Source organism: Arthrobacter sp. ATA002 (genome assembly GCF_026898095.1).
Taxonomy (GTDB): Bacteria; Actinomycetota; Actinomycetes; order Actinomycetales; family Micrococcaceae; genus Arthrobacter_B.
The window spans coordinates 3,024,889-3,042,979 of sequence record NZ_CP114015.1; the positions used below are offsets into that span (position 1 = coordinate 3,024,889).

Sequence of the window (18,091 nt, forward strand, 5' to 3'; positions counted from 1 at the left end):
TTTTCGGTCTCAACCACAGTGCTGTTCGTCTGCCATGCAGCGTCCGGCTGCGGTTATGCCGCTTGCGAATCATGAGGGGATTCGAGCGCCGTGCAAAAAATGTCAATTCTGATGGCCCATCCAAGCGCCGAGCTCTATGGCAGCGACAAGATGTTTCTGGAGAGCGCAGCCGGTTTGTCCGCCTCCGGCCACTCCGTGACCGCAACGCTGCCGCAGGCCGGCCCGCTCGGTGCCGCACTCCGACGGGTCGGCGTGTCCGTTGAACTCTGCCGCACCCCCGTGCTGAGAAAAAGCCTGCTTTCACCTCGCGGAGTGCTGGTCCTGGGACGGGACTCCGCCCGCGGTGTCCTTCAGGCATGGTCATTGCTCAACCGCCTGCGCCCGGACATCCTCTATGTCAGCACCCAAACCATTCCCTTGTGGAATCTCGTGGGACGGCTGAAGCGACTGCCGGTGCTTGTCCACGTTCACGAGGCCGAAGGAAGCGCCCCTGCCATCTTCCGCCTTGGCCTTGCCTTGCCGCTGGCTGCGGCAACGGCCGTAGTGGCTAACAGCTACTACGCGGCCGGTGTGCAGGAACGCAGCTTCCGCCCTTTGAAGGGGCGGCAGAGCGTGGTTTACAACGGGGTGGCGGGGCCCGCGCACGACGTCGAGCCCCGGGTCAAGCTCCAGGGCACCATCCGCCTGGTGTACGTCGGACGACTCTCGGAGCGCAAAGGGGTTGATGTGGCCGTCCACGCAGTGCTGCTGCTTCACGCCCAAGGCGTCCCGGTATCGCTTGACGTTGTTGGTGCGGTGTACCCGGGCTATGAAGCCTTCGAAGCCCGGCTCCGGAACACTGTCTCAGAGTCCGGGGCGTCCGATTCAGTCACCTTTCACGGCTTCCAGACCGACGTCTGGCCCTTCCTTGCGAACGCGGACATTGCCCTGATCCCGTCGCAGCGGGACGAGCCCTTCGGCAATACGGCAGTGGAGGCCATGCTTGCTGCACGCCCCGCTGTAGTGAGTAATACCTCCGGCCTCCGGGAGGCAGCGGGCGGATACGGGTCCGTTGTTTTCGTGGAGCCGGGCCATGCGCAGGAAGTGGCCCGTGCGGTGCGGCGGATCCGTGAGAACTGGGAACAGTACCGGGACTCGGCGTTGACGGACGCCGTCACGGCAGCCGTCCGGCACAGCAGCAAAACCTACGTGAATGCTGTGGCCAAGCAGCTGGACGCCGCGGTTGTCTCCGCTGGACGACCGTGCGCCCGCGGACCTGCACTATGAGCAGTACCGGCAGCGTTCAGAGCAGTGAAACCAGTGATAGCGGCAACAGCGGCTCGCGCTCGGCCAGCGGCGTCCGCTGGAGCCTGCTGGCGGTGCTCGCCAAACAGGGGTTCCAGATGCTCTGCGCCGTTGTTCTGGCCCGAATCCTCGGTCCGGATAGCTACGGCATTGTCAGCGTCGCCAGCATCTTCATCCTGTTTGTGGCCCTGCTGCTGGATCAGGGCCTTTCCTCGGCACTCATCCAGCGGCCCGATCTGTCCCGGAAAACAGCCGGAGCCACGTTTACGCTGAATCTCCTGCTCGCTGTAGTGATCGCGGTCCTCACCTGGGTGACCGCACCGCTGATGGCGGCTTTCTTCAACGTGGCGGAACTAGTCCTGGTCCTGCAGATTCTGGCCGTTGCGCTGCCTCTCAAAGCACTGAGCATCACTCCGCGAGCGCTTCTGGCCCGTAATCTTCGGTTCCGCGGGATCGCCGCCGCCGACATCAGCGCCGCCGTCGTCGGAGCCGCTGCGGGGATTACTGCCGCTCTGATGGGGGCCGGATACTTCGCGATTCTCTATCAGGCGATTCTTACGGATCTGGTGACCGCCGTCGTGCTCCTGGGCTGTACCCGCGGGCCGGTGCCAATCTGCACCTGGGCGCCGTCAAGCCGTTGCTTGCCTTCAGCCTGGGGGTTTTTGCCACCAACGGGCTGGCGTACTTTTCCCGGAATATCGACAACATCCTGGTGGGACGGTTCCTGGGAGTAGCATCGCTGTCCCTGTACGGAATGGCGTACCGGGTGCTGGTAGTGCCGGTCCAGTTGATCGGTCAGACGGTCAACCGGGTCATGTTCCCCACCTTCTCCCGGATTGCCTCGGATAAGGAGCAGGTTGCCTCGAAACTGAAAGCATCCATGTCCCTGCTTGGGCTATGCGTCATTCCCCTCATGGCCTACGTGGCGTGCGCCGCACCGGCCCTGGTCCAGTTGGTGCTCGGGGATGACTGGCGCGCCGCCGCACCGCTGATGAGCGTCCTGGCCGTTGGCGGGGCGCGGGAGACGATCTTCTACATAACGCCCACCCTCATGAAGGGCATGGGACGGGCAGGGCTGAACCTCAAGTATGAGCTGGTCGCCACTGCCGCCCAGGTGGGAGGAATCCTCATAGGCCTGCAGTTTGGGCTGCTTGGAGTGGCGGTGGGATACGCGGTGGCCGGTTTTGCGCTCACTCCCGTTCTAATGGTGCTGCAGTCCCGTCTGTGCGGCCTGACCGTCGCCGAACAACTGCGGATCCTGTGGCCGCCGATTCACGCGAGCGTCTGGGCCAGTGGAGCCTGCCTCCTCCTGGGGCAGGCACTTCCCGGGACCGTCCTCGAACTGGCACTCGGGCTGGTCCTCTTCCTGCTGGTGACAGCACTGGTGCTGTTCCTCTTCCACCGAACGGCCCTTCACTCATTTTTGGGTCAGCTGCGCCGACTTGCCCGTCGGAGCACTCCCGCCTAAAGCCCCTGGAGCCCTACATGATTTCCGCTTCCCCTCGCCCAGAATCCTCCGCCGGCAGCCGGGCCGCCGCTCATGCTCCGCTCGTCATTGCCGTCCTCACCTACAAGCGGACCGCGGACCTGGCCGTAGCCCTGCCGCGGCTTCTCCATCAGGCGCGCACGGCACCGATCCCCGCCCAGGTCCTGGTCATCGACAATGATCCCGACGCCGGCGCACGGGACGTGGTGGAGGGCCGGAAAGACCCGGCGCTCATCTACGTCCACGAACCACGGCCGGGGATTGCGGCAGCCCGCAACAGGGCGTTGAAAGACGCAGGCACCAGCTCCCGACTACTGGCGTTTATTGACGACGACGAAGTGCCCTCCGAGCATTGGCTGCAGCAGCTCGCAGAGCTGCAGAAGCGCACGGGAGCAGCTGCCGTGGTGGGCCCGGTGCTGTCCGAATACGCAGTCGCCCCGGACCCCTGGATAGCGGCCGGTGAATTCTTCAAGCGTCGGCGCCTGGAGACAGGGTCACGGATCACCGTTGCCGCCACCAATAACCTGCTCCTGGATCTGGGACAGATCAGGGACCTGGGGCTGGAGTTCGACGAGCGTTTCGGGCTGAGCGGAGGATCGGACACCTTGTTCACGCGCCAGCTGGTGCAGGCGGGGGCAGTGATGCTCTGGTGCGATGAAGCCGTGGTGGTGGACCGGGTCCCGGAATCCAGACTGACTCGCGCCTGGGTGCTGCGCCGCGCCTTCCGCAGCGGCAACTGCCATTCCCGGGTGCGCTTGACCATGATGTCCGGTCGTGGACCTAAGTTTTTGGCTCGACTTCAATTAGTGGCGCCCGGAGCAGCCCGGTTGGGGGGCGGCGCCGCCCAGGCCTTGACGGGCATCGTCACCGGGTCCCTGCGGTTAAAGGCGAAAGGATTGCGGACGGCTGCCCGCGGAGCAGGAATACTCACCGGCGCCGTCGGCTATGTGTTCAGCGAATACAAGCGCTCCGGCCACCGGCACGTCTTCAGAGCCTAATTGGACAGATGACCACAATTCGGTATACTCGCCCCCATTGTGTGGAGCAGCCACAATTAACCGCCTGCACCGCACAATGATGGGGGTTTTGCAAACACCGGTCTGCCGTTCTTTGGGTGTTCGCAGCTAATGATCAATCCACTCACAAAGGCAGATATGAATTTTTTCAACCATTTTGCATCGCCCACCCCCCGCCGGTGCCGTCTTCGAGGAGTAGTTTGTTCGGCCGCGGCCGCCGTTTCCTTAGCCCTCACCGGATTCACTGTGACCGGCCCGCCGCTGCATACCGCCGAGCAGTCTGCCATGGCGTTGGCCGCCACGAACACTCTCGCCAACCGGACGGCGCAGGTTCCCGGCAGCTACAAGCCCGCTGCGGCCACTACCGGGGTGATCGCCGGCACCAAGCTCGCCAAGTACAACCAGTCCGGGACTGATCTGGTGATCACCAGGGACAACACTGTTCTTGAGAACCTTGAGATTTACGGCGACATCAAGGTCAGGGCAAAAAACGTGGTCATCCGCAACAGCCTACTGCGCGGCGGAAGCGGAGCTCCGGCCAACCCAACAGCCGTTGTGGATGCCACCGGCTCCCAAGTGGTCAATCTGCGCATCGAGGACTCCACCATCCGCCCGGACCGCCCGCACTACAACCGAGACGGCATCAAGGGGCACGATCTCGCTGCTCGGCGGAACAACATTTCGGGCACCACGGATGGAATGGGAATCTTCAACCGTCCCGGCGGCAGCGTGGCCGCGAACGTGACAGCCGAAGCGAACTACATCCACTCCCTGACATACTTCGACTACTCGTCAGCGCACAGCGACGGCACCCATAATGACGGAATTCAGGTCCAAGGCGGCCAGAACATCCGCATTGCCGGCAACACCATTGTCGCCAATGCGGTAGTGGGATCGGGAAGCCGGCCAGGCCCGTACGGACCGCACGCAGGGCTGGGGATCATGCTTCAGCAGAACGTTTCAAAGCTTGCAAACGTTGTGGTGGAACGGAACTGGGTCGATAACGGCACCACGAGCATCAACATCGATAACGGGAAATATTCAAACATCACCGTGACCGTCCGGGAGAACCTTTTGGGGCGGAACCAGTACAAATTCAACGCTAAAAGCACCTACCCCATCCGCATCATCAATAGGAGCGCCAGCACGGTTACCGGGCTGAATACCAATAAGTGGGCTGATACGGGGGCCCTGTTGAGCCAGACCGTTCCCTCCGGCATTCAATACAACAAGTAGGAATTGATCGCCCAGGCTGTTGCCGTAACTGTGGTTGTTACGGCAACAACCTGGGCAGAAGCCTGGGCCATGCTGCAAGAGTCCCGGGACCCGCCGGGACCGTAGAGCTAAGTGGGAATTACAGCTAAGGCTTGAGGTCAGGTCCCGGTCTTTTGTCAATCGTTGGTCCTGCCATCACCCACGCTCAGGTTATCGAAGCTGACCTTCACCGGAAGGTTCGTTGTACTGCCCGAAAGGTAGCCCGTCAGGGCGATCCAACCCGGTTGCTGCAGTTCAGGTGCGGCATCAGTGACGGCGGCGTTCCAGGCCGCCGGCTCCGGTGAGCCTGCAGGCCACACCTTGATGCGAAGATCCGACGTGCCGCTTCCGGTGGCCTCGAACCGCACGGCCAACTGGCTGTCCGCCCGATACACGAGATTGGTTACGTTCCTGGTCGCGAGCTTGGTGGAGGTTCCTCCCACCACCCGCACAAGATCTACTGTCACTCTGCCGGCAGCAGATATTTTCACCACGCCCTGATATTCGCCCTGCGCTGTCTTACGCGCAGCGGCTGTGAGATAGACCCCGCTGCCGTTCGCCACCTTGTCCAGGGCCGCATCCACCCGAAGCGAAGTATCCCGGCGGCTGGCCGCCGGGAGCTGGGCTGTCAAGCCGAGCCCGCCGCGGTTCAGGGTCATGTTTCCCGCGCCGTCCACAGACCATAGTGTTGCCGAGCCGCTGTGGCTCCAATTACCGCCGACGCCGGCGGTACCCCATTTTCCTGATCCAGTCCTGTCGAAATCATCCGAAAAGCTGTCGGGCACGGGTTCCGGCTCCGGCAGAGGAGCTCCGGAAAGAACGTCTACCCTCACCACGTCGCTTCTGGCAACGTTGCCCAGCGGATCACTGACGAACAGCCGATATGTGTGGGGCCCGGCGGCAAGCCCCGTATCGGTGAACTCGAGTGTAGGCCGGTCATAGAACCTGGAACTCTTGGTTTCAGTGTATACGGGAGTGGCAGCGCCGTCCCGGAACAGCTGATAGCTCAGAACTTCGTTGTCGCGGTCCCAGTTGGCACGCCAGGAAACCCTGACGGTTCCCGGTGACTGGTAGTTCAGGGCCGGGTTCGCGTTGGCTCCCGTGACTCTCGGACCGTCTGTGTTAGGTGCCAGCTCCCTGACCGCGAACCGAACCAGGCCCTGCTGCGGTTTGCCGCTAACATTGCGGAATTCACCGGCCATTGCTACATACTCGGCATTCCCGGAGACTGCCCAGGGGCCCTGGCTCTGGCCGCTGGCCGTACCGGTATCCATGTCGGGGAACCAATTGAGCAGGCTCGGCGAGGCTACGCCTGTGAAAGAGGGATAACCGTGGATGTCCTTTGTCATCACGCCGGTGGCAGCCTTGCTGAAGGCCACTGCACGGTGCCAGCTCCGGGGCTGGGTTTCAGGAAAACCGCCGATATTCCCGCAGTAGTGGGGGTGCCCTGCCAGATAAACTGCAGTTGGCGAGGCCCAGACCCCGTAGCTGTCTCCATGGCAATCCTCAACCCACCTCAGATTGCCGTCAGACCAGTTTCCGGAAAAAGAACCCTCCAGGTTCCCGCCGCCGCCATAGATGTAGCCGGTGCCGTAGAAACTCGTCCCGTCGGAAGAGAGCGAGAGAATCGCCGAGTCCCTTCCCGCGTTACGGACCGTATTGTTGACGCCCAGAGACAACGAGGCACCGGTCACTGCATCCACCCGCCCGAGGCCGTACCCGGGACGGGAAGACCCGTTGAGCGTCGTAAAGGCGCCCCCAACAACAACCTGCCGGAAATCCGGCGACAGGACCAGCGCATTCACGCGGTTATCGGTCGTGGGGCTCCACGGGAGCAGCGCTCCGTCCGAAGCACGGAAGGCTGCCAGCCGGGACCGGGAGGCGGAACCTACGCTGCTGAAAAGTCCCCCCAGGTATACGGTGTCAGCTGACACCGCCAGAGCGCGGACGGTTCCACCCACTCGAGGATTAAAGGTGGAAATTACGGACCCGTCTGCAGCATTGAGCGCAGCGACCCGTGACCGCGAAATGCCATTGACTGTAGTGAATTCGCCGCCGACGTAGATCCGCGATCCGTCCGGGGACGCGGCGATACTCAGTGCCTGGCCGTTCAGGCTCGGAGCAAAGGAACTGAGCAGTTCGCCGGTGGAGAGCCGGTACGCAAGCAGATTATTTCGGGGAACTGTCCTGCTCCCGGGAGAAGCCCCGGCCGGACGGGCTTGGCTGAATTTTCCAGCTACATAGACCGTATCCCCCACCACTGTCTGCTGCCAGGCAACCCCGTCCAACTGCGCCGTGGGCAAGGGTCAGACGATACTGTCAGAGGTGTGGCCGGGTTGGATGGAACCGTTGGAGCAGTGTCCGCGACGGCTCCTCCTGCCGTCATGGACAGGGAAGTTATGGCCAGTGCAGAGGCTACCAGCAGACCGACTGCCCTTCGCCTGCTTTCTGCGGTGCGCCTCAGCGGCCGGCCGGCGTTGACCAGCCGGTACATGTGGTCGAATGAATGGTGCGGGTTCCTATTCCTTCTCATCGTGGTGTCCATCCCTCGTGGGTGCCCGTCGGGCGCACCTAACCCAATAAAGCGGACGGCGGCCGTGTGGCCCCCGGGGTGTTGCTGCCAAATTAATGCCGTTGACTGCTCTTGGCATTTAGTTCATATCTTCCGCAGTTCTTATCTCCTGTCTTGCCCCCCAGGGACTGGCACCTTGCCTTCCTACGTTGCCCTCTCTTTCGACGCTCCTTCCATCACCCTCACATCCTCCCGACTGTAGAGACGGCTAACCCATTCGTTGTTGCGGCCGAGAAGAACGTTCGATGACAGCAGGCTGCTGGACTGGCTTCCTGGAACAAGCGGAAAATGCCGTGGAACCGAGGCAACCTGACGAATGGGAACACGGTTCTGCAGCGCAACCCAATGAAGCCAAATGTCGTCCGCGGTGGGGCTTTTCTCAATAAAAGCCGTGCCTTCCTCCGCCAGGCGGGTCAACATCTGCGGAGGGTACAGGACTCCGGACACGCCCAAGGCGAGGTGGTCGCTCCGGGGTTCAGTCGTGTGGATCGGCTTCCAGCTGGAATAGTCCCCAATTCTGCCGTCCTGCACCGTGATCCGGTTCGCCCAGTGACAGGTCACCGCGTGCGGGTTCCCGGCATAGGAAACCAGCAGCGCCTTAAGCCAGTTGCGCGGATAGATGATGTCGTCGTCGGCGGTCACCAGTGGATCCACATGCGGTCCCTGAGATGAGGCATACGGATAGTACTTGGTGTGGGGTCCGTAGCCATTCGTCAAACGCAGCTCCAGGCCGCGTTCCTGCAACCGGGACAACTCCGCCGGCGGAGCCGCCACCACCTCCGGATCCTCTACCCACAGAATCACGCGGCGGGGACGGACCGAACCCCTGCCAATGGATTCAACGGCGAGATGGACAGTTGCGAGCCTGTTCCCGTAGGACGTCAGCGACACGATTGCCTGCTGATCGCCCACGACGGGGCCGAGGAGAACCTGTTCCGCAAGGCCAGAAGCGGTGTCTCGGTAGTGGCCCTCAAATGCCGCCCGGCCCGCCTCATGCCCCGCACAGCGGGACGCAAACGTGCCCGGACCGCCTGCAGGGCTGCCGCCATCGTCACGGTACCCACACCTCGAACTCGCGGAACGATGCAGTCACCGGCGCATTGGTTGCCGATCCCGAGGTATACGCGCTAAGACCGGAGGCACCCGCCGCCTGCAAACCAACCGCAGTATCAGTGGCGGATATTTGCCAGGCTACCGGCTCCGGCGAGCCATCCTTCCACACCTTCGCCTGGAGGTCAGTGGTGGTGGCGCTGTTGCTGGTCACGAGGATTTTCAGGCGGAGCCTCTCACCGGCAGCAAGCTTCAGTCCGCTGATGGGCTGGCTTCCAAGATTCGTGGTTGCACCGGCGAGCACCCTCGACACATCCAGGGTCACCCAGCCGGTGGCCGAAACCTTTGCCGTGGCCCGGTAGTCATTCTGTCCGTCGATCCTCCGGCCAAGCAGGGCAAGCTGACCCCCTCCCCCGTGGGAAGCTTGTCAAGAGAAGCCACAACGGAGGTCTGTGCATGTTTCGAAAGCACTAACGGGAGGAAGGCGCCGGCCCCCGTCCCGGCCCGCGGCATCTGCATCCTGGCCGTTCCCTCCGCCACGGAAAAATTCGCTGCGGCTCCGTTCAGCGTCCAGACACCGCCGGAATCAGCCGTCCCCAGGCCGCCCGTGACGCTCCGGTTGAAACTGTCGCTCCCCAGGATGCCATTTATCGGCGCCGCGGCAACGGTGACCGAGGAAGCGGATCGGTGCGTGGCGCCGTCGTCATCAGTAACCACCAGAGCAATCGGATACGAGCCGGCCGCCTCGTACATATGGGACACGCTCGCTCCGGTGCCTGTGGTACCGTCCCCGAACTCCCACCGGTACGCTGTTACGGTTCCATCAGCGTCTGTAGAGCCTGATCCGTCGAAGCCCACCGTCAGCCCAGAAACCTGGGTGCTGAAGGCAGCAACGGGTGGCAAATTGGCCGGTTCGGCTCCGGGAGCACCTGCCGCGAGGTTATCGAAGCGCATGGTGACCGGAGCGTTCGTGGCAGATGATGCGAGGTAGCTCTGGACTCCCACCCCGCCGGTCCGCTGCAGGGCAGCGGAGGCGTCGCTTGCCTGCACCTGCCAGTCCGGCTCGGCGGTACCGGCTTTCCAGGCCTTCCCCGAAAGTATGGTCGGGTTGGAGCCCGTCACGCTGATACGCAACTTCAGTGTCTCGTCCGCAGCCTGCCGAACACCCGTCAGGGTCCGGGTTGCCAGAACAGTTTCCGTGCCCGAAACAGTCCGGGTAAGGGTCAGGATCACGTTGGCGCCCGCAGCCGACTTCGCCTTGACCCGGTAGTCTCCCCCGTCCGGAACTGCCCGGCCTATCAGGGCGGCAAAAACGCCTCCGCCGTCCGCTGCCTTGTCGAGTGACACATCCACCACCGCATCGGTCTGGTCCGACAGTTGAGCCATCAGATAAGCCGAGGCTCCCCAGCCGGGCCGGGGCATTGCCACGTTGGCGCGGCCGTCGCTGACGGAAAAAGCCGATGCTCCGCCGCTGAGTGTCCAGGCACCGCCCGCTTCAGCGGTTCCGAGCCCGCCGCTCTGGGTGCGGCCTAAGGTGTCATTGACTACAAACGGATCGGCGGCCGGTGCCGTGACGGTGACTTCCGTCCTCCGGGTAGCAGTGGCGCCCCTGTTGTCCGTCACGGTAAGGGTAATCGGGTATGTTCCCGCAGCCGCATAGGTGTGCACGGCCGTTCCGCCGCTGCCCGCGGTGTTGTCCCCGAAGTCCCAGGCGTAGCTTGTCAGTGTGCCGTCAGCATCAGACGATGCCGCGGCATCCACCGACACCTCCAGCCCGTTCACCACCGGTGTGAAATTCGCCTGCGGCGGGATGTTCGGTGCCGGGGTGCCTTTACCCGCGTTGTAGTGGCTGGCCACGGAAGCCGCTGTCAGCTGGGTGGGATACAACGCCACTTCATCGATGCTCCCGGTGAAGTAACGGTTGGTGGGACGACTGGGCCAGCCCTGGAGTGTGTCACCGCCAATTCGCCAGAAACCGTCGTAGGACTCTGCGGAGGTGACATCCGGCCGGGAAGCGGCAAGTGCCCCGTCGACGTACAAATGCATCCCGGCGGAGCCGAGTGTGGCCACAACGTGGTGCCACTGCCCGTCGTTGTATGCAGTGCTGCTGTTCACTGTTGTTTTGACGCCGTTGGGACTCGCCCCAAACCAGAGCTTGCCTGTGTTGTCCATGTACACGTGCCGGTCCGCGTTGCTGGACAACGTATTGGGCATATTTCCAAACCCGATAATCTTCCCTCCGGTAGTACTGGTGGTTTTGATCCAGGCTTCAGTGGTGAAGGTGTTGGGCCGCTTGGCCCTGGTGGGGTTGGTCAGGATCCCCGCCGTTGTGCCGGAGAGTGTGGCAGCGGTATTGGAGTCATTCAACAGCGCCCCGCCGGCACCGAACACGGCGCCGGTCCCCGAAGCCAAGTCACCTATGCCGGCCTGGTCGAAACCGGTTCGAGCGCCCGATGCTTCGCCGAGCCGCCAATAATTGCTTGGTTCGTCCGCGCTGACAACCTTCTCGTAGGTGGGCGCGGCGGGTGTGGTCGCCGCGGCAGTAATGTTGACGTAGTCCGATTTGACGATGTTCCCTGTGGGATCGGTGGCGGTGATTCGGTAGCGGTAGGATTTGCCCGGGGTCAGCCCGGTGTCGAGGTACGCCATTGAGGGGCGTTCCCAAAAGTCGATTCCTGGGAAGTGGTGTGGATGGTTGCTGCATCCCGCAGCACCGAATACGTGAGGTTCTTGTTGTCCTGATCCCAGTTGGCCTGCCAGCGGACGCGGACAATCCCCGCGGCCGGTGAGACCAGGGTGGGGTTGAAATTGGCTCCGGTGACCCTGGGTCCGCGCAGGTTCGGAGCTTTGTCCCGGGCAGCGAAGCGCACCAGGCCCTGCTGTTCCCGCCCGTTGACTACGGGAAACTCTCCGCCCATCACCACGTATTCGGAGTTCCCGGCAACGGACCACGCTCCCTGGCTCTGACCTGTATAGGTGCCGTCGATGATGGAGGGGAACCAGGTCAGCAGGGAGGGTGCCGGAGTGCCCGTATAGCTGGTGTAACCGTGGGGATCGGCCGTGACGGTCTGGGTAGCCTGCTTGCTGAAGGCCAGCGCACGGTTGAAGGTCCAGGGGTTTTCCTGGGGAAAGCCGCCTATGTTCCCGCAGTAATGGGCATGTCCGGCTGTATAGACAACTTGTTCCGCGGCATAAACTGAATATGTGTCTCCATGGCAGTCTTGTATCCAGTTCGTGGAGAAGTCTGACCAGCGGACGGAGAACACCCCCTCAAGAGTGCTGGTGCGTCCGAACGTGTAGCCGGACCCGTAGACAAACGTTCCGTCCGAGGTGAGGCTAGTGATGGATCCATGGTTGCTACCGTTACGAACAACGTCATTGATAGGGAACGGCAGGCTTGCTCCGGCGACCGTATCCACGGCGCCTAGTCCGAACCCAGGCCTGCTGGAGCCGTTCAGGGTGGTGAATGTTCCGCCAACCACCATCTTGGTTCCGTCGGGAGACAGTGAAAGGGCGTTGACGCGCCCGGTGTTGGCTACAGGGTTCCATTCCAGCAGCGTCGCGTCTGCGGCATCAAAGGCTGCCAGCTTACTGCGGGAAACCGTGCCCACAGAGCTGAACACGCCACCCAAATAGACTCGATCGCCCACGGTTACGATAGCCCGTACAGACGCGTCCATCTTGGGGGCGAAGCTCGGGATAAGTGCACCTGTTGCGGCGTCCAACGCCGCTACCCGCCATACTTTCGCCCCGTTCACCGAGGTAAAACTTCCGCCCACATAAATACGGGAACCGTCCGGAGAAGACGCAATCGCTACCGCCTCGCCATTGAGGTCAGGCGCAAACGAATCGATGAGTTCTCCGGTCCGAATGTCGTAGGCCAGCACGTTGTTGCGCGTAACCGTGTTGACTCCTGCGGGGGAGCCGGCCGGGCGGGCGGTAGTGAAGCTTCCGGCTGCGTACACCGTGTCGCCGACAACTATCTGCTGCCAGACGACACCGTCTATTTGAACCGTCGGGAGTGCATCGGCCGTAACCGTGACCGGGGTTTTGGGGTCCGCGGGGTTCACGGGCGCCGAGTCTGCCGAGGCTGAGGATACCCCCGCCATCATCATGGAAGCGGCTAGAACCCCGGCAAGAACGCCAACAATTGTTTTCCGGAAGGAACGCGCAGCGAAGCGGGCCTGCCGATGATGAGTGCTCATTGTTTCCCTCATGGTGTGGGAACTTCCCCTTCGAACGCGGCCACTGGTGCGTCAACGGAGTAGCTCAGGTAAACGGTGACAAGGTCCCGGGTCTCAACCGGAATCAAAAAGACGTAACTGCCGGTAACTGTCTGGCTTGGTTCCGCCGCAGAGGGCAGAGGCTCTGCCTGAGGCCCGCTCAACTGCGTACACGGTACTTTGTCAGCACCCGTTTCGACGGTCATAACCGCATTGGCAAGATCGATGGGGCTGCCGCTGTTGTTGGTGACGGTGACGGTAAACCTGACAGCGGGTCCGGCAACTTCGCCAATCCCTTCTGCTTCACCATCAACCGCTTCCATTCCGGTGACCCTGATATCAATACCGGCGTTTGCGCTTGAATCTGTTGATATTTCCACCGGGTCCGCAACGGCACGGTCCTGAGTTGCGAGTTCGGCATCTCCCGCGGCTGCCGGACCCGGCGGCTCATCTGCCGCCGGGCCGGTATCGGATTCCGGTGTCCCGGGATCAGGTGTAGAGCTCGAACCCGTCACGGGTTCCGAAGGGCCGGTGGTCCCGACCGCAGGAGCAGATCCCGCCGCCTCCGAAGGCGGCCCTGTTGACGAGGGACTGGGAGAAACGACGGCCGCCGGGCCTCGCCCATTCTCGGCATTGATGAAAAGGACAACCCCGAGGACCACGGCCACCCCGGCCGCACATGCGGCCGCAACGCGCCAGCGGCGCAGCCCCGGACCCCGGCTCCTGCCGGCCCGTCTTGGTGTTCCTCATGCTGCCGGCACCCCCAGCCTCTTCATGTCCCCGAACCACTTGACGGAGGCAAGGGCCAGGTGGGCCAGGTTCACGGCAAACATGGCAGTGTAAAGGGGTATAAAGAACACAGGGAGCGCGGTAAAGAGAAATAGCAGACACAGGACGCCGTAGTCCGTGGGGATCAGCAGCACCGACCGCCGCCAATTCCCTGCTCCTTTCGGTGCTGTCCTGCCGGTCTTGAGCGCGTGGCCTGCTTTTAACTGGTCGTTCAGGATCATTGCGAAGAACGAGACGTTGGCTACCACCGTAAAGCCCAGAGGTATCAGGAGCCAACGTGCATCCGGGAGGTCGAAGAAACGGAATGCACACACTGCCACGGCCAGGTGGAGAGTGGAGAGCTTAATGCTGTCCAGGAAATGGTCCAGCCACTCACCCGCCAGCGAACCGCCCCCCTGAAGCCGCGCAACCTGCCCGTCCGCGGAGTCGAAAGCGTACCCCAGTGCCAAACAGAACCAGATGGCTATTGCGCTGATCCATGAAGGGCCGGCCAGGGCCAGAGTCAGGATGCCGGTGAGGGTGAAGGCGGCGCTGACCGCACTCACCAGATTCGGCGTCATTCCCCAACGGTGGCAGGCGGCAGCCAGGTAACGGCCAGCCCTCCGGTTAATGAAAAGTGAATATGCAGGTGCGCCCGAAGCCGCCGCTTTTTGCGCTGTGGCGAGGGAACGGACAGTCGATGCATAACTTGGCTCCGATCTGCCGTCCCGGGTATTTGATGCGCGGCCAGCATGTACGTTGTGGCTCATCAGGCACCGACTTTGGGTGCAGCACTGCGTGCAGCAGATGCCCGGCTTGAAGGGTCGGGCGACGTCGGGTTCTGGGCTGCTGCGGAAGGAGCCGCACGGAAGCGGCGTCGGAATCCGCCGGAACGGCGCTTCTCACCGGCCGCGAGCCGGAGCGCCAAATCCTCGTACCGCAGCGCAACGTCGTCCCAGTCGTAGGTCGCCGCATATGTGCGAGATGTCCGGCGGCGTTCGGTGGCAGTGTGCGGCAATTGTTCGGCTTTATCGGCCAGGTTGGCAACGTCTGCGGGGGTACTGAAGAATTCGCCAGCGTCCTTGAGCACTTCTCTGTTGAAGTTGACGTCGAAGGCGTTGACTGCAGTACCGGCTCCCATGGCTCGAAGCAGCGAGGGGTTGGTTCCTCCCACCGAGTGGCCGTGCCAGTAGATCCTGGCATTGGCGTAAAGCTGGTCCAGCAGCTCCTGGTCCCAGACTGCGCCTACGAGTCGGACCCTTGAATCAGCAAGGGCTTCAAGACTGCGGGTGTAAATACCCGCATAGGGAGCGCTGCCAACCACGACCAATGGCAACGCCGCCCCGCTGCGGACATATCCCTCGATGATGAGGTGGACGTGGTTTTCCGGTTCCAGCCGGGCAACTGCCAGATGATACTGGTCCGGCATCAACCCCAACTCCCCGAGCTTGTCGATGCTGCCGGGCTCAATAAGGGGTGCCCCATAGGAGATCAGCGTGGTGTCGGCACCGAACTCCTCACGGTAGTAGTCGCTGATGCCCTGGGCATCCGCAATGAGGGCATCAGAGAGCCGGACGGAGGCGCTTTCGGCGATGCGGTAATAGCGTTGGCCTATCGGCCCCCACTTGGCCCGCTTCCATTCCAAGCCATCAACGTGTGTGGCTACCGGGATTCCGGCTGCGCGGATGACGGGCAGCCAGGGGGCATTTGCGGCGTTGAACACTATGGCAGCGTCGGTTCGGTGGGCGGCCAGGTGCGCAGCGGAAAGCCCGCTGTGGCTGAGAGTTTCCAGCGATTTCTTCTTGAGTGCCGGCAGATACACCAGGTCCATGCCCAGGTACTCAGTTTCCGATTTGTTGGCGTCGGGGGCGTCCCTGCAATAGACAGTGACGCGGTGGCCCCGCGCAACCAGCCTTTTCCCCACTTCCTCAATGCACGTTTCGAAACCACCGTAGCGTGCAGGGACTCCTCGCGTTCCCAGCAGGGCGATGCTTATGCGTTCCTTGACCGGACGTTTCCCCAGCATGGTCATCCTTACGTTTTCTGTTTAGCGGCTATTGGTTCTGAGACGTGGCTGAGAGCCGTTGAGGATCTCCAAGGCTTTGCGAAGTGAAGTGCTTGAGGTGTGCACGGTATAGGGGAAATAGACGACCTCGACGCCAACCCCGGCGAACATCTCCTCCAGCGCAGTGCCTTGGGGCGTTCCCCGCCAGTCGTCCCCCTTGAAGAAGACGTTGAACCCCAGCTCTTTCCACATGTGGAGCTTGTCCGGGTGTACCTCAGCCACCGCTTGGTCAACGAATTCCAGGCTGCGTACGATTTCCAGTCGCTCAACTAGGGGAATGAACGGCTTGACGCCTTTTCGCGCGATGCAGAGCTCATCTGAAACGACACCCGCAATGAGGTGGTCGCACTGGCTTTTCGCGTGGCGAAGAATATTCAGGTGTCCTATGTGGAACAGGTCAAAGGCGCCTGCGGCGTAGCCGATTCGCTTACTCATGCTTCCTCCAGTGCAGGGATTGTGTGGTGGCTTTGGGGGTGTGATCAATACGCACCAACCGGCCGTATCATTTGAAGCAGCGTGCGCCAGAGAATTATCAGGTCACCTGCCAGGGACCAGTTCTCCACGTAGTAGAGATCCAGCCGCACTCCGTCCTTCCAGTTCAGTTCGGAACGGCCGTTCGTTTGCCACATCCCGGTGATCCCCGGCTTGATGTACAGCCTTCGGTGGACCCGGTTCTTGTACTGGTCCACCTCGCGCTGCAAGGGTGGCCGCGGCCCGACGAGGGACATGTTGCCCAGGAAGACATTCCAAAACTGCGGGAGCTCATCGAGGGAGTACTTGCGCATCCAGCGGCCGACGTTCGTGACCCGCGGGTCACGCTGCATCTTGAAGAGCAGTCCGTTTCCTTCGTTGTTCTCCAACAGGCCGGCGAGATCATCCTCAGCGGTTTCCACCATCGAGCGGAATTTGTACATCAGGAATTTTTCGCCGCCGCGCCCAACACGTTCCTGGCGGAAAATGACCGGCCCGGCGCTATCCTCCTAATCAGCATGCCCAGGAGGACAAGGACGGGAAGAAGTGTGAGCAGTGCCAGGCCCGAGACCGCAATATCCAGGGTTCGTTTAAGGACGTGCCGCGCGCCGGTGTACTGCGGCAGCTCCACATGCATCAGTGGCAGGCCCTCCACGGGCCGGGAATGGATGCGGGGACCTGCGACGTTGGTCAAGCCGGTGGTCAGAATCAGCTGGGTGGCAGATTCTTCCAGCTCCCACCCCAGCTCCTGGACGTAGGAGGCTCCGCCCTTCATTGACCCGGCGACGATCACTGCATCGGCGCGTGTCTGGCGGACGGCGCTTACCACCGTGTCACGGTTCGCGACCACAGGGATGAGCTGCCCGTTCACCGCCAGGTAGCCGGGCTTCCCCTGACCGGAGGTCAGCGCGACTCCTACAACACGGTAGCCGGACCCGGACTTTCGCTGAATCTGATTCGCAACGTACTTGACGTCCTTGGCCTTGCCAAGCACAACCACTTTGAAAAGGTAGCGTCCTTTGTTCCTCTGGGCGGTAAGCCAGCGGCGCAGCATCCACCGGCTGAAGATCAAGCCGAACACCCCGGTGGGAAAAGCCAGCGCAAAGAACCCGCGGGAAATGTCTATTCCAAAGACCAGACATGCCATGGCAAGGCAGCCCAGCAGTGTGACAGTTGCGCCCACAACCCGCTTGTACTCATCCACACCGTGTCCCACGATTCGGGCGTCCCGGCTGCCGTACCCGGCCAGGGCTGCCAGCCAGAAAACGACAATGGCCGCGGAGATCAGCGTGTACGGAAGTGCTATGGGGCCCGCATTTACTGAGGGTTGGGTCAGGCCGAACCGAACAATGTGTGCCAGAGTCATCACTGAAACGACCACCGCGGCGTCGAACGCCAACAGGATTCTGCGGTAGCGGTTGGTCCATCTCAGGCTGTCGCTGGCCACCCTCTGACTGGCAGGAACAAAGCTCCTGAAGTTCGGAAAGGCGATAGGTGCGGCAGGGAAGTTGAGGTCCAGCCGGACCCCGGCATCTTTCAGATCGGTCATCAGAGCCCCTCAAGCCCAGAGTCTTCCGAAGGGGCCGACGACGGCTGGGGGGAAGCCTTGGTCTCAAGAGGCTTCGACGCCGTCGACCCCGCTCGGGGGACCGGCGCCGGTGGCGCCGGATGATTGATTGCGGGGACGGAAAATTGGAATTATGCGGAAGATATTCGCTCCGGAAAATACCCGGAAAACAAAGCACCGTGTACCATTTTTATCCGCATTTATTTCCCCGCGGAACAATCAACACAACAAAGACTAGAAGCGGCACATATCGCTGGCACGAGTAATGCTTACTCGTGTCCCGGCAGTGACTTCTCCCTCTGCCGGGGATATACCTGCCACTACTTGGGTTGACA

General features: G+C 62.1%; 16 protein-coding genes. 5 read left to right on the forward strand and 11 right to left on the reverse strand.

Annotation, left to right across the window (positions count from 1 at the left end; translation table 11 throughout):
* The first annotated feature begins 99 nt into the window (after positions 1-99).
* The 5 genes from OL239_RS14930 to OL239_RS14950 all read left to right on the forward strand — a co-directional run bounded on the left by OL239_RS14930 (position 100) and on the right by OL239_RS14950 (position 5,022).
* Positions 100-1,266, forward strand: coding sequence for a glycosyltransferase (locus OL239_RS14930; protein WP_268909567.1), 1,167 nt, complete (start codon positions 100-102; stop codon positions 1,264-1,266).
* Positions 1,263-2,018, forward strand: coding sequence for an oligosaccharide flippase family protein (locus OL239_RS14935; RefSeq protein WP_268909568.1), 756 nt, complete (start codon positions 1,263-1,265; stop codon positions 2,016-2,018). The genes OL239_RS14930 and OL239_RS14935 overlap by 4 nt, the downstream gene beginning before the upstream one ends.
* Positions 1,922-2,752 carry an oligosaccharide flippase family protein gene (locus tag OL239_RS14940; protein ID WP_268909569.1) on the forward strand — a complete coding sequence of 277 codons (831 nt, stop codon included), beginning with the start codon at positions 1,922-1,924 and terminating at the stop codon, positions 2,750-2,752. The genes OL239_RS14935 and OL239_RS14940 overlap by 97 nt, the downstream gene beginning before the upstream one ends.
* Before the next feature lie 17 nt (positions 2,753-2,769).
* Positions 2,770-3,768, forward strand: a complete 999-nt coding sequence (locus OL239_RS14945) for a glycosyltransferase family 2 protein (protein WP_268909570.1) — start codon at positions 2,770-2,772, stop codon at positions 3,766-3,768.
* Positions 3,769-4,071: 303 nt separating this feature from the next.
* Positions 4,072-5,022 carry a right-handed parallel beta-helix repeat-containing protein gene (locus OL239_RS14950; protein ID WP_268909571.1) on the forward strand — a complete coding sequence of 317 codons (951 nt, stop codon included), beginning with the start codon at positions 4,072-4,074 and terminating at the stop codon, positions 5,020-5,022.
* 155 nt (positions 5,023-5,177) lie between these two features.
* On the opposite strand, the gene OL239_RS14955 is transcribed toward OL239_RS14950, so the two are convergent.
* The 11 genes from OL239_RS14955 to OL239_RS15005 form a co-directional block, all read right to left on the reverse strand.
* Positions 5,178-7,343, reverse strand: coding sequence for a PKD domain-containing protein (locus tag OL239_RS14955; protein WP_268909573.1), 2,166 nt, complete (start codon positions 7,341-7,343; stop codon positions 5,178-5,180).
* Positions 7,344-7,756: 413 nt separating this feature from the next.
* Positions 7,757-8,254, reverse strand: coding sequence for a hypothetical protein (locus OL239_RS14960; RefSeq protein WP_268909574.1), 498 nt, complete (start codon positions 8,252-8,254; stop codon positions 7,757-7,759).
* A gap of 409 nt (positions 8,255-8,663) precedes the next feature.
* Complete coding sequence (locus OL239_RS14965) at positions 8,664-8,987, reverse strand: hypothetical protein (protein ID WP_268909575.1); 324 nt, start codon at positions 8,985-8,987, stop codon at positions 8,664-8,666.
* Complete coding sequence (locus tag OL239_RS14970) at positions 8,984-11,311, reverse strand: PKD domain-containing protein (protein WP_268909576.1); 2,328 nt, start codon at positions 11,309-11,311, stop codon at positions 8,984-8,986. The genes OL239_RS14965 and OL239_RS14970 overlap by 4 nt, the downstream gene beginning before the upstream one ends.
* The gene (locus OL239_RS14975; protein WP_268909578.1) at positions 11,287-12,867 is read right to left on the reverse strand and encodes a YncE family protein; all 1,581 of its coding nucleotides are present in this window, start codon (positions 12,865-12,867) and stop codon (positions 11,287-11,289) included. Before OL239_RS14975 ends, OL239_RS14970 begins: the two co-directional genes overlap by 25 nt.
* Positions 12,868-12,875: 8 nt before the next feature.
* The gene (locus OL239_RS14980; RefSeq protein ID WP_268909579.1) at positions 12,876-13,265 is read right to left on the reverse strand and encodes a hypothetical protein; all 390 of its coding nucleotides are present in this window, start codon (positions 13,263-13,265) and stop codon (positions 12,876-12,878) included.
* A gap of 366 nt (positions 13,266-13,631) precedes the next feature.
* Positions 13,632-14,234, reverse strand: a complete 603-nt coding sequence (locus OL239_RS14985; RefSeq protein ID WP_329609244.1) for a CDP-alcohol phosphatidyltransferase family protein — start codon at positions 14,232-14,234, stop codon at positions 13,632-13,634.
* Between the two features lie 188 nt (positions 14,235-14,422).
* Positions 14,423-15,685: a DUF1972 domain-containing protein gene (locus OL239_RS14990; RefSeq protein WP_268909582.1), complete on the reverse strand. Its 1,263-nt coding sequence runs from the start codon at positions 15,683-15,685 to the stop codon at positions 14,423-14,425.
* A gap of 15 nt (positions 15,686-15,700) precedes the next feature.
* A complete protein-coding gene (locus OL239_RS14995) occupies positions 15,701-16,153 on the reverse strand; it encodes an adenylyltransferase/cytidyltransferase family protein (RefSeq protein ID WP_268909583.1) in 453 nt (150 codons plus the stop codon).
* A 44-nt stretch (positions 16,154-16,197) separates the two neighbouring features.
* Positions 16,198-16,632 (reverse strand): sugar transferase, encoded by a 435-nt coding sequence (locus tag OL239_RS15000; RefSeq protein WP_268909584.1) that lies wholly within the window; start codon positions 16,630-16,632, stop codon positions 16,198-16,200.
* Positions 16,632-17,738 (reverse strand): hypothetical protein, encoded by a 1,107-nt coding sequence (locus OL239_RS15005; RefSeq protein ID WP_268909585.1) that lies wholly within the window; start codon positions 17,736-17,738, stop codon positions 16,632-16,634. The genes OL239_RS15000 and OL239_RS15005 overlap by 1 nt, the downstream gene beginning before the upstream one ends.
* Positions 17,739-18,091: the final 353 nt, after the last annotated feature.

What these genes read in the sequence shown, in the direction of transcription:
- OL239_RS14935 (WP_268909568.1), top strand. Translation starts at nt 1,263, where the DNA reads ATGAGCAGTACCGGCAGCGTTCAGAGCAGTGAAACCAGTGATAGCGGC.
- OL239_RS14950 (WP_268909571.1), top strand. Translation starts at nt 4,072, where the DNA reads ATGGCGTTGGCCGCCACGAACACTCTCGCCAACCGGACGGCGCAGGTT.
- OL239_RS14985 (WP_329609244.1), bottom strand. Translation starts at nt 14,234, where the DNA reads ATGACGCCGAATCTGGTGAGTGCGGTCAGCGCCGCCTTCACCCTCACC.
- OL239_RS14930 (WP_268909567.1), top strand. Translation starts at nt 100, where the DNA reads ATGTCAATTCTGATGGCCCATCCAAGCGCCGAGCTCTATGGCAGCGAC.
- OL239_RS14945 (WP_268909570.1), top strand. Translation starts at nt 2,770, where the DNA reads ATGATTTCCGCTTCCCCTCGCCCAGAATCCTCCGCCGGCAGCCGGGCC.
- OL239_RS14995 (WP_268909583.1), bottom strand. Translation starts at nt 16,153, where the DNA reads ATGAGTAAGCGAATCGGCTACGCCGCAGGCGCCTTTGACCTGTTCCAC.
- OL239_RS14970 (WP_268909576.1), bottom strand. Translation starts at nt 11,311, where the DNA reads ATGGCGTACCTCGACACCGGGCTGACCCCGGGCAAATCCTACCGCTAC.
- OL239_RS14990 (WP_268909582.1), bottom strand. Translation starts at nt 15,685, where the DNA reads ATGACCATGCTGGGGAAACGTCCGGTCAAGGAACGCATAAGCATCGCC.
- OL239_RS15000 (WP_268909584.1), bottom strand. Translation starts at nt 16,632, where the DNA reads ATGTACAAATTCCGCTCGATGGTGGAAACCGCTGAGGATGATCTCGCC.
- OL239_RS15005 (WP_268909585.1), bottom strand. Translation starts at nt 17,738, where the DNA reads ATGACCGATCTGAAAGATGCCGGGGTCCGGCTGGACCTCAACTTCCCT.
- OL239_RS14975 (WP_268909578.1), bottom strand. Translation starts at nt 12,867, where the DNA reads ATGAGCACTCATCATCGGCAGGCCCGCTTCGCTGCGCGTTCCTTCCGG.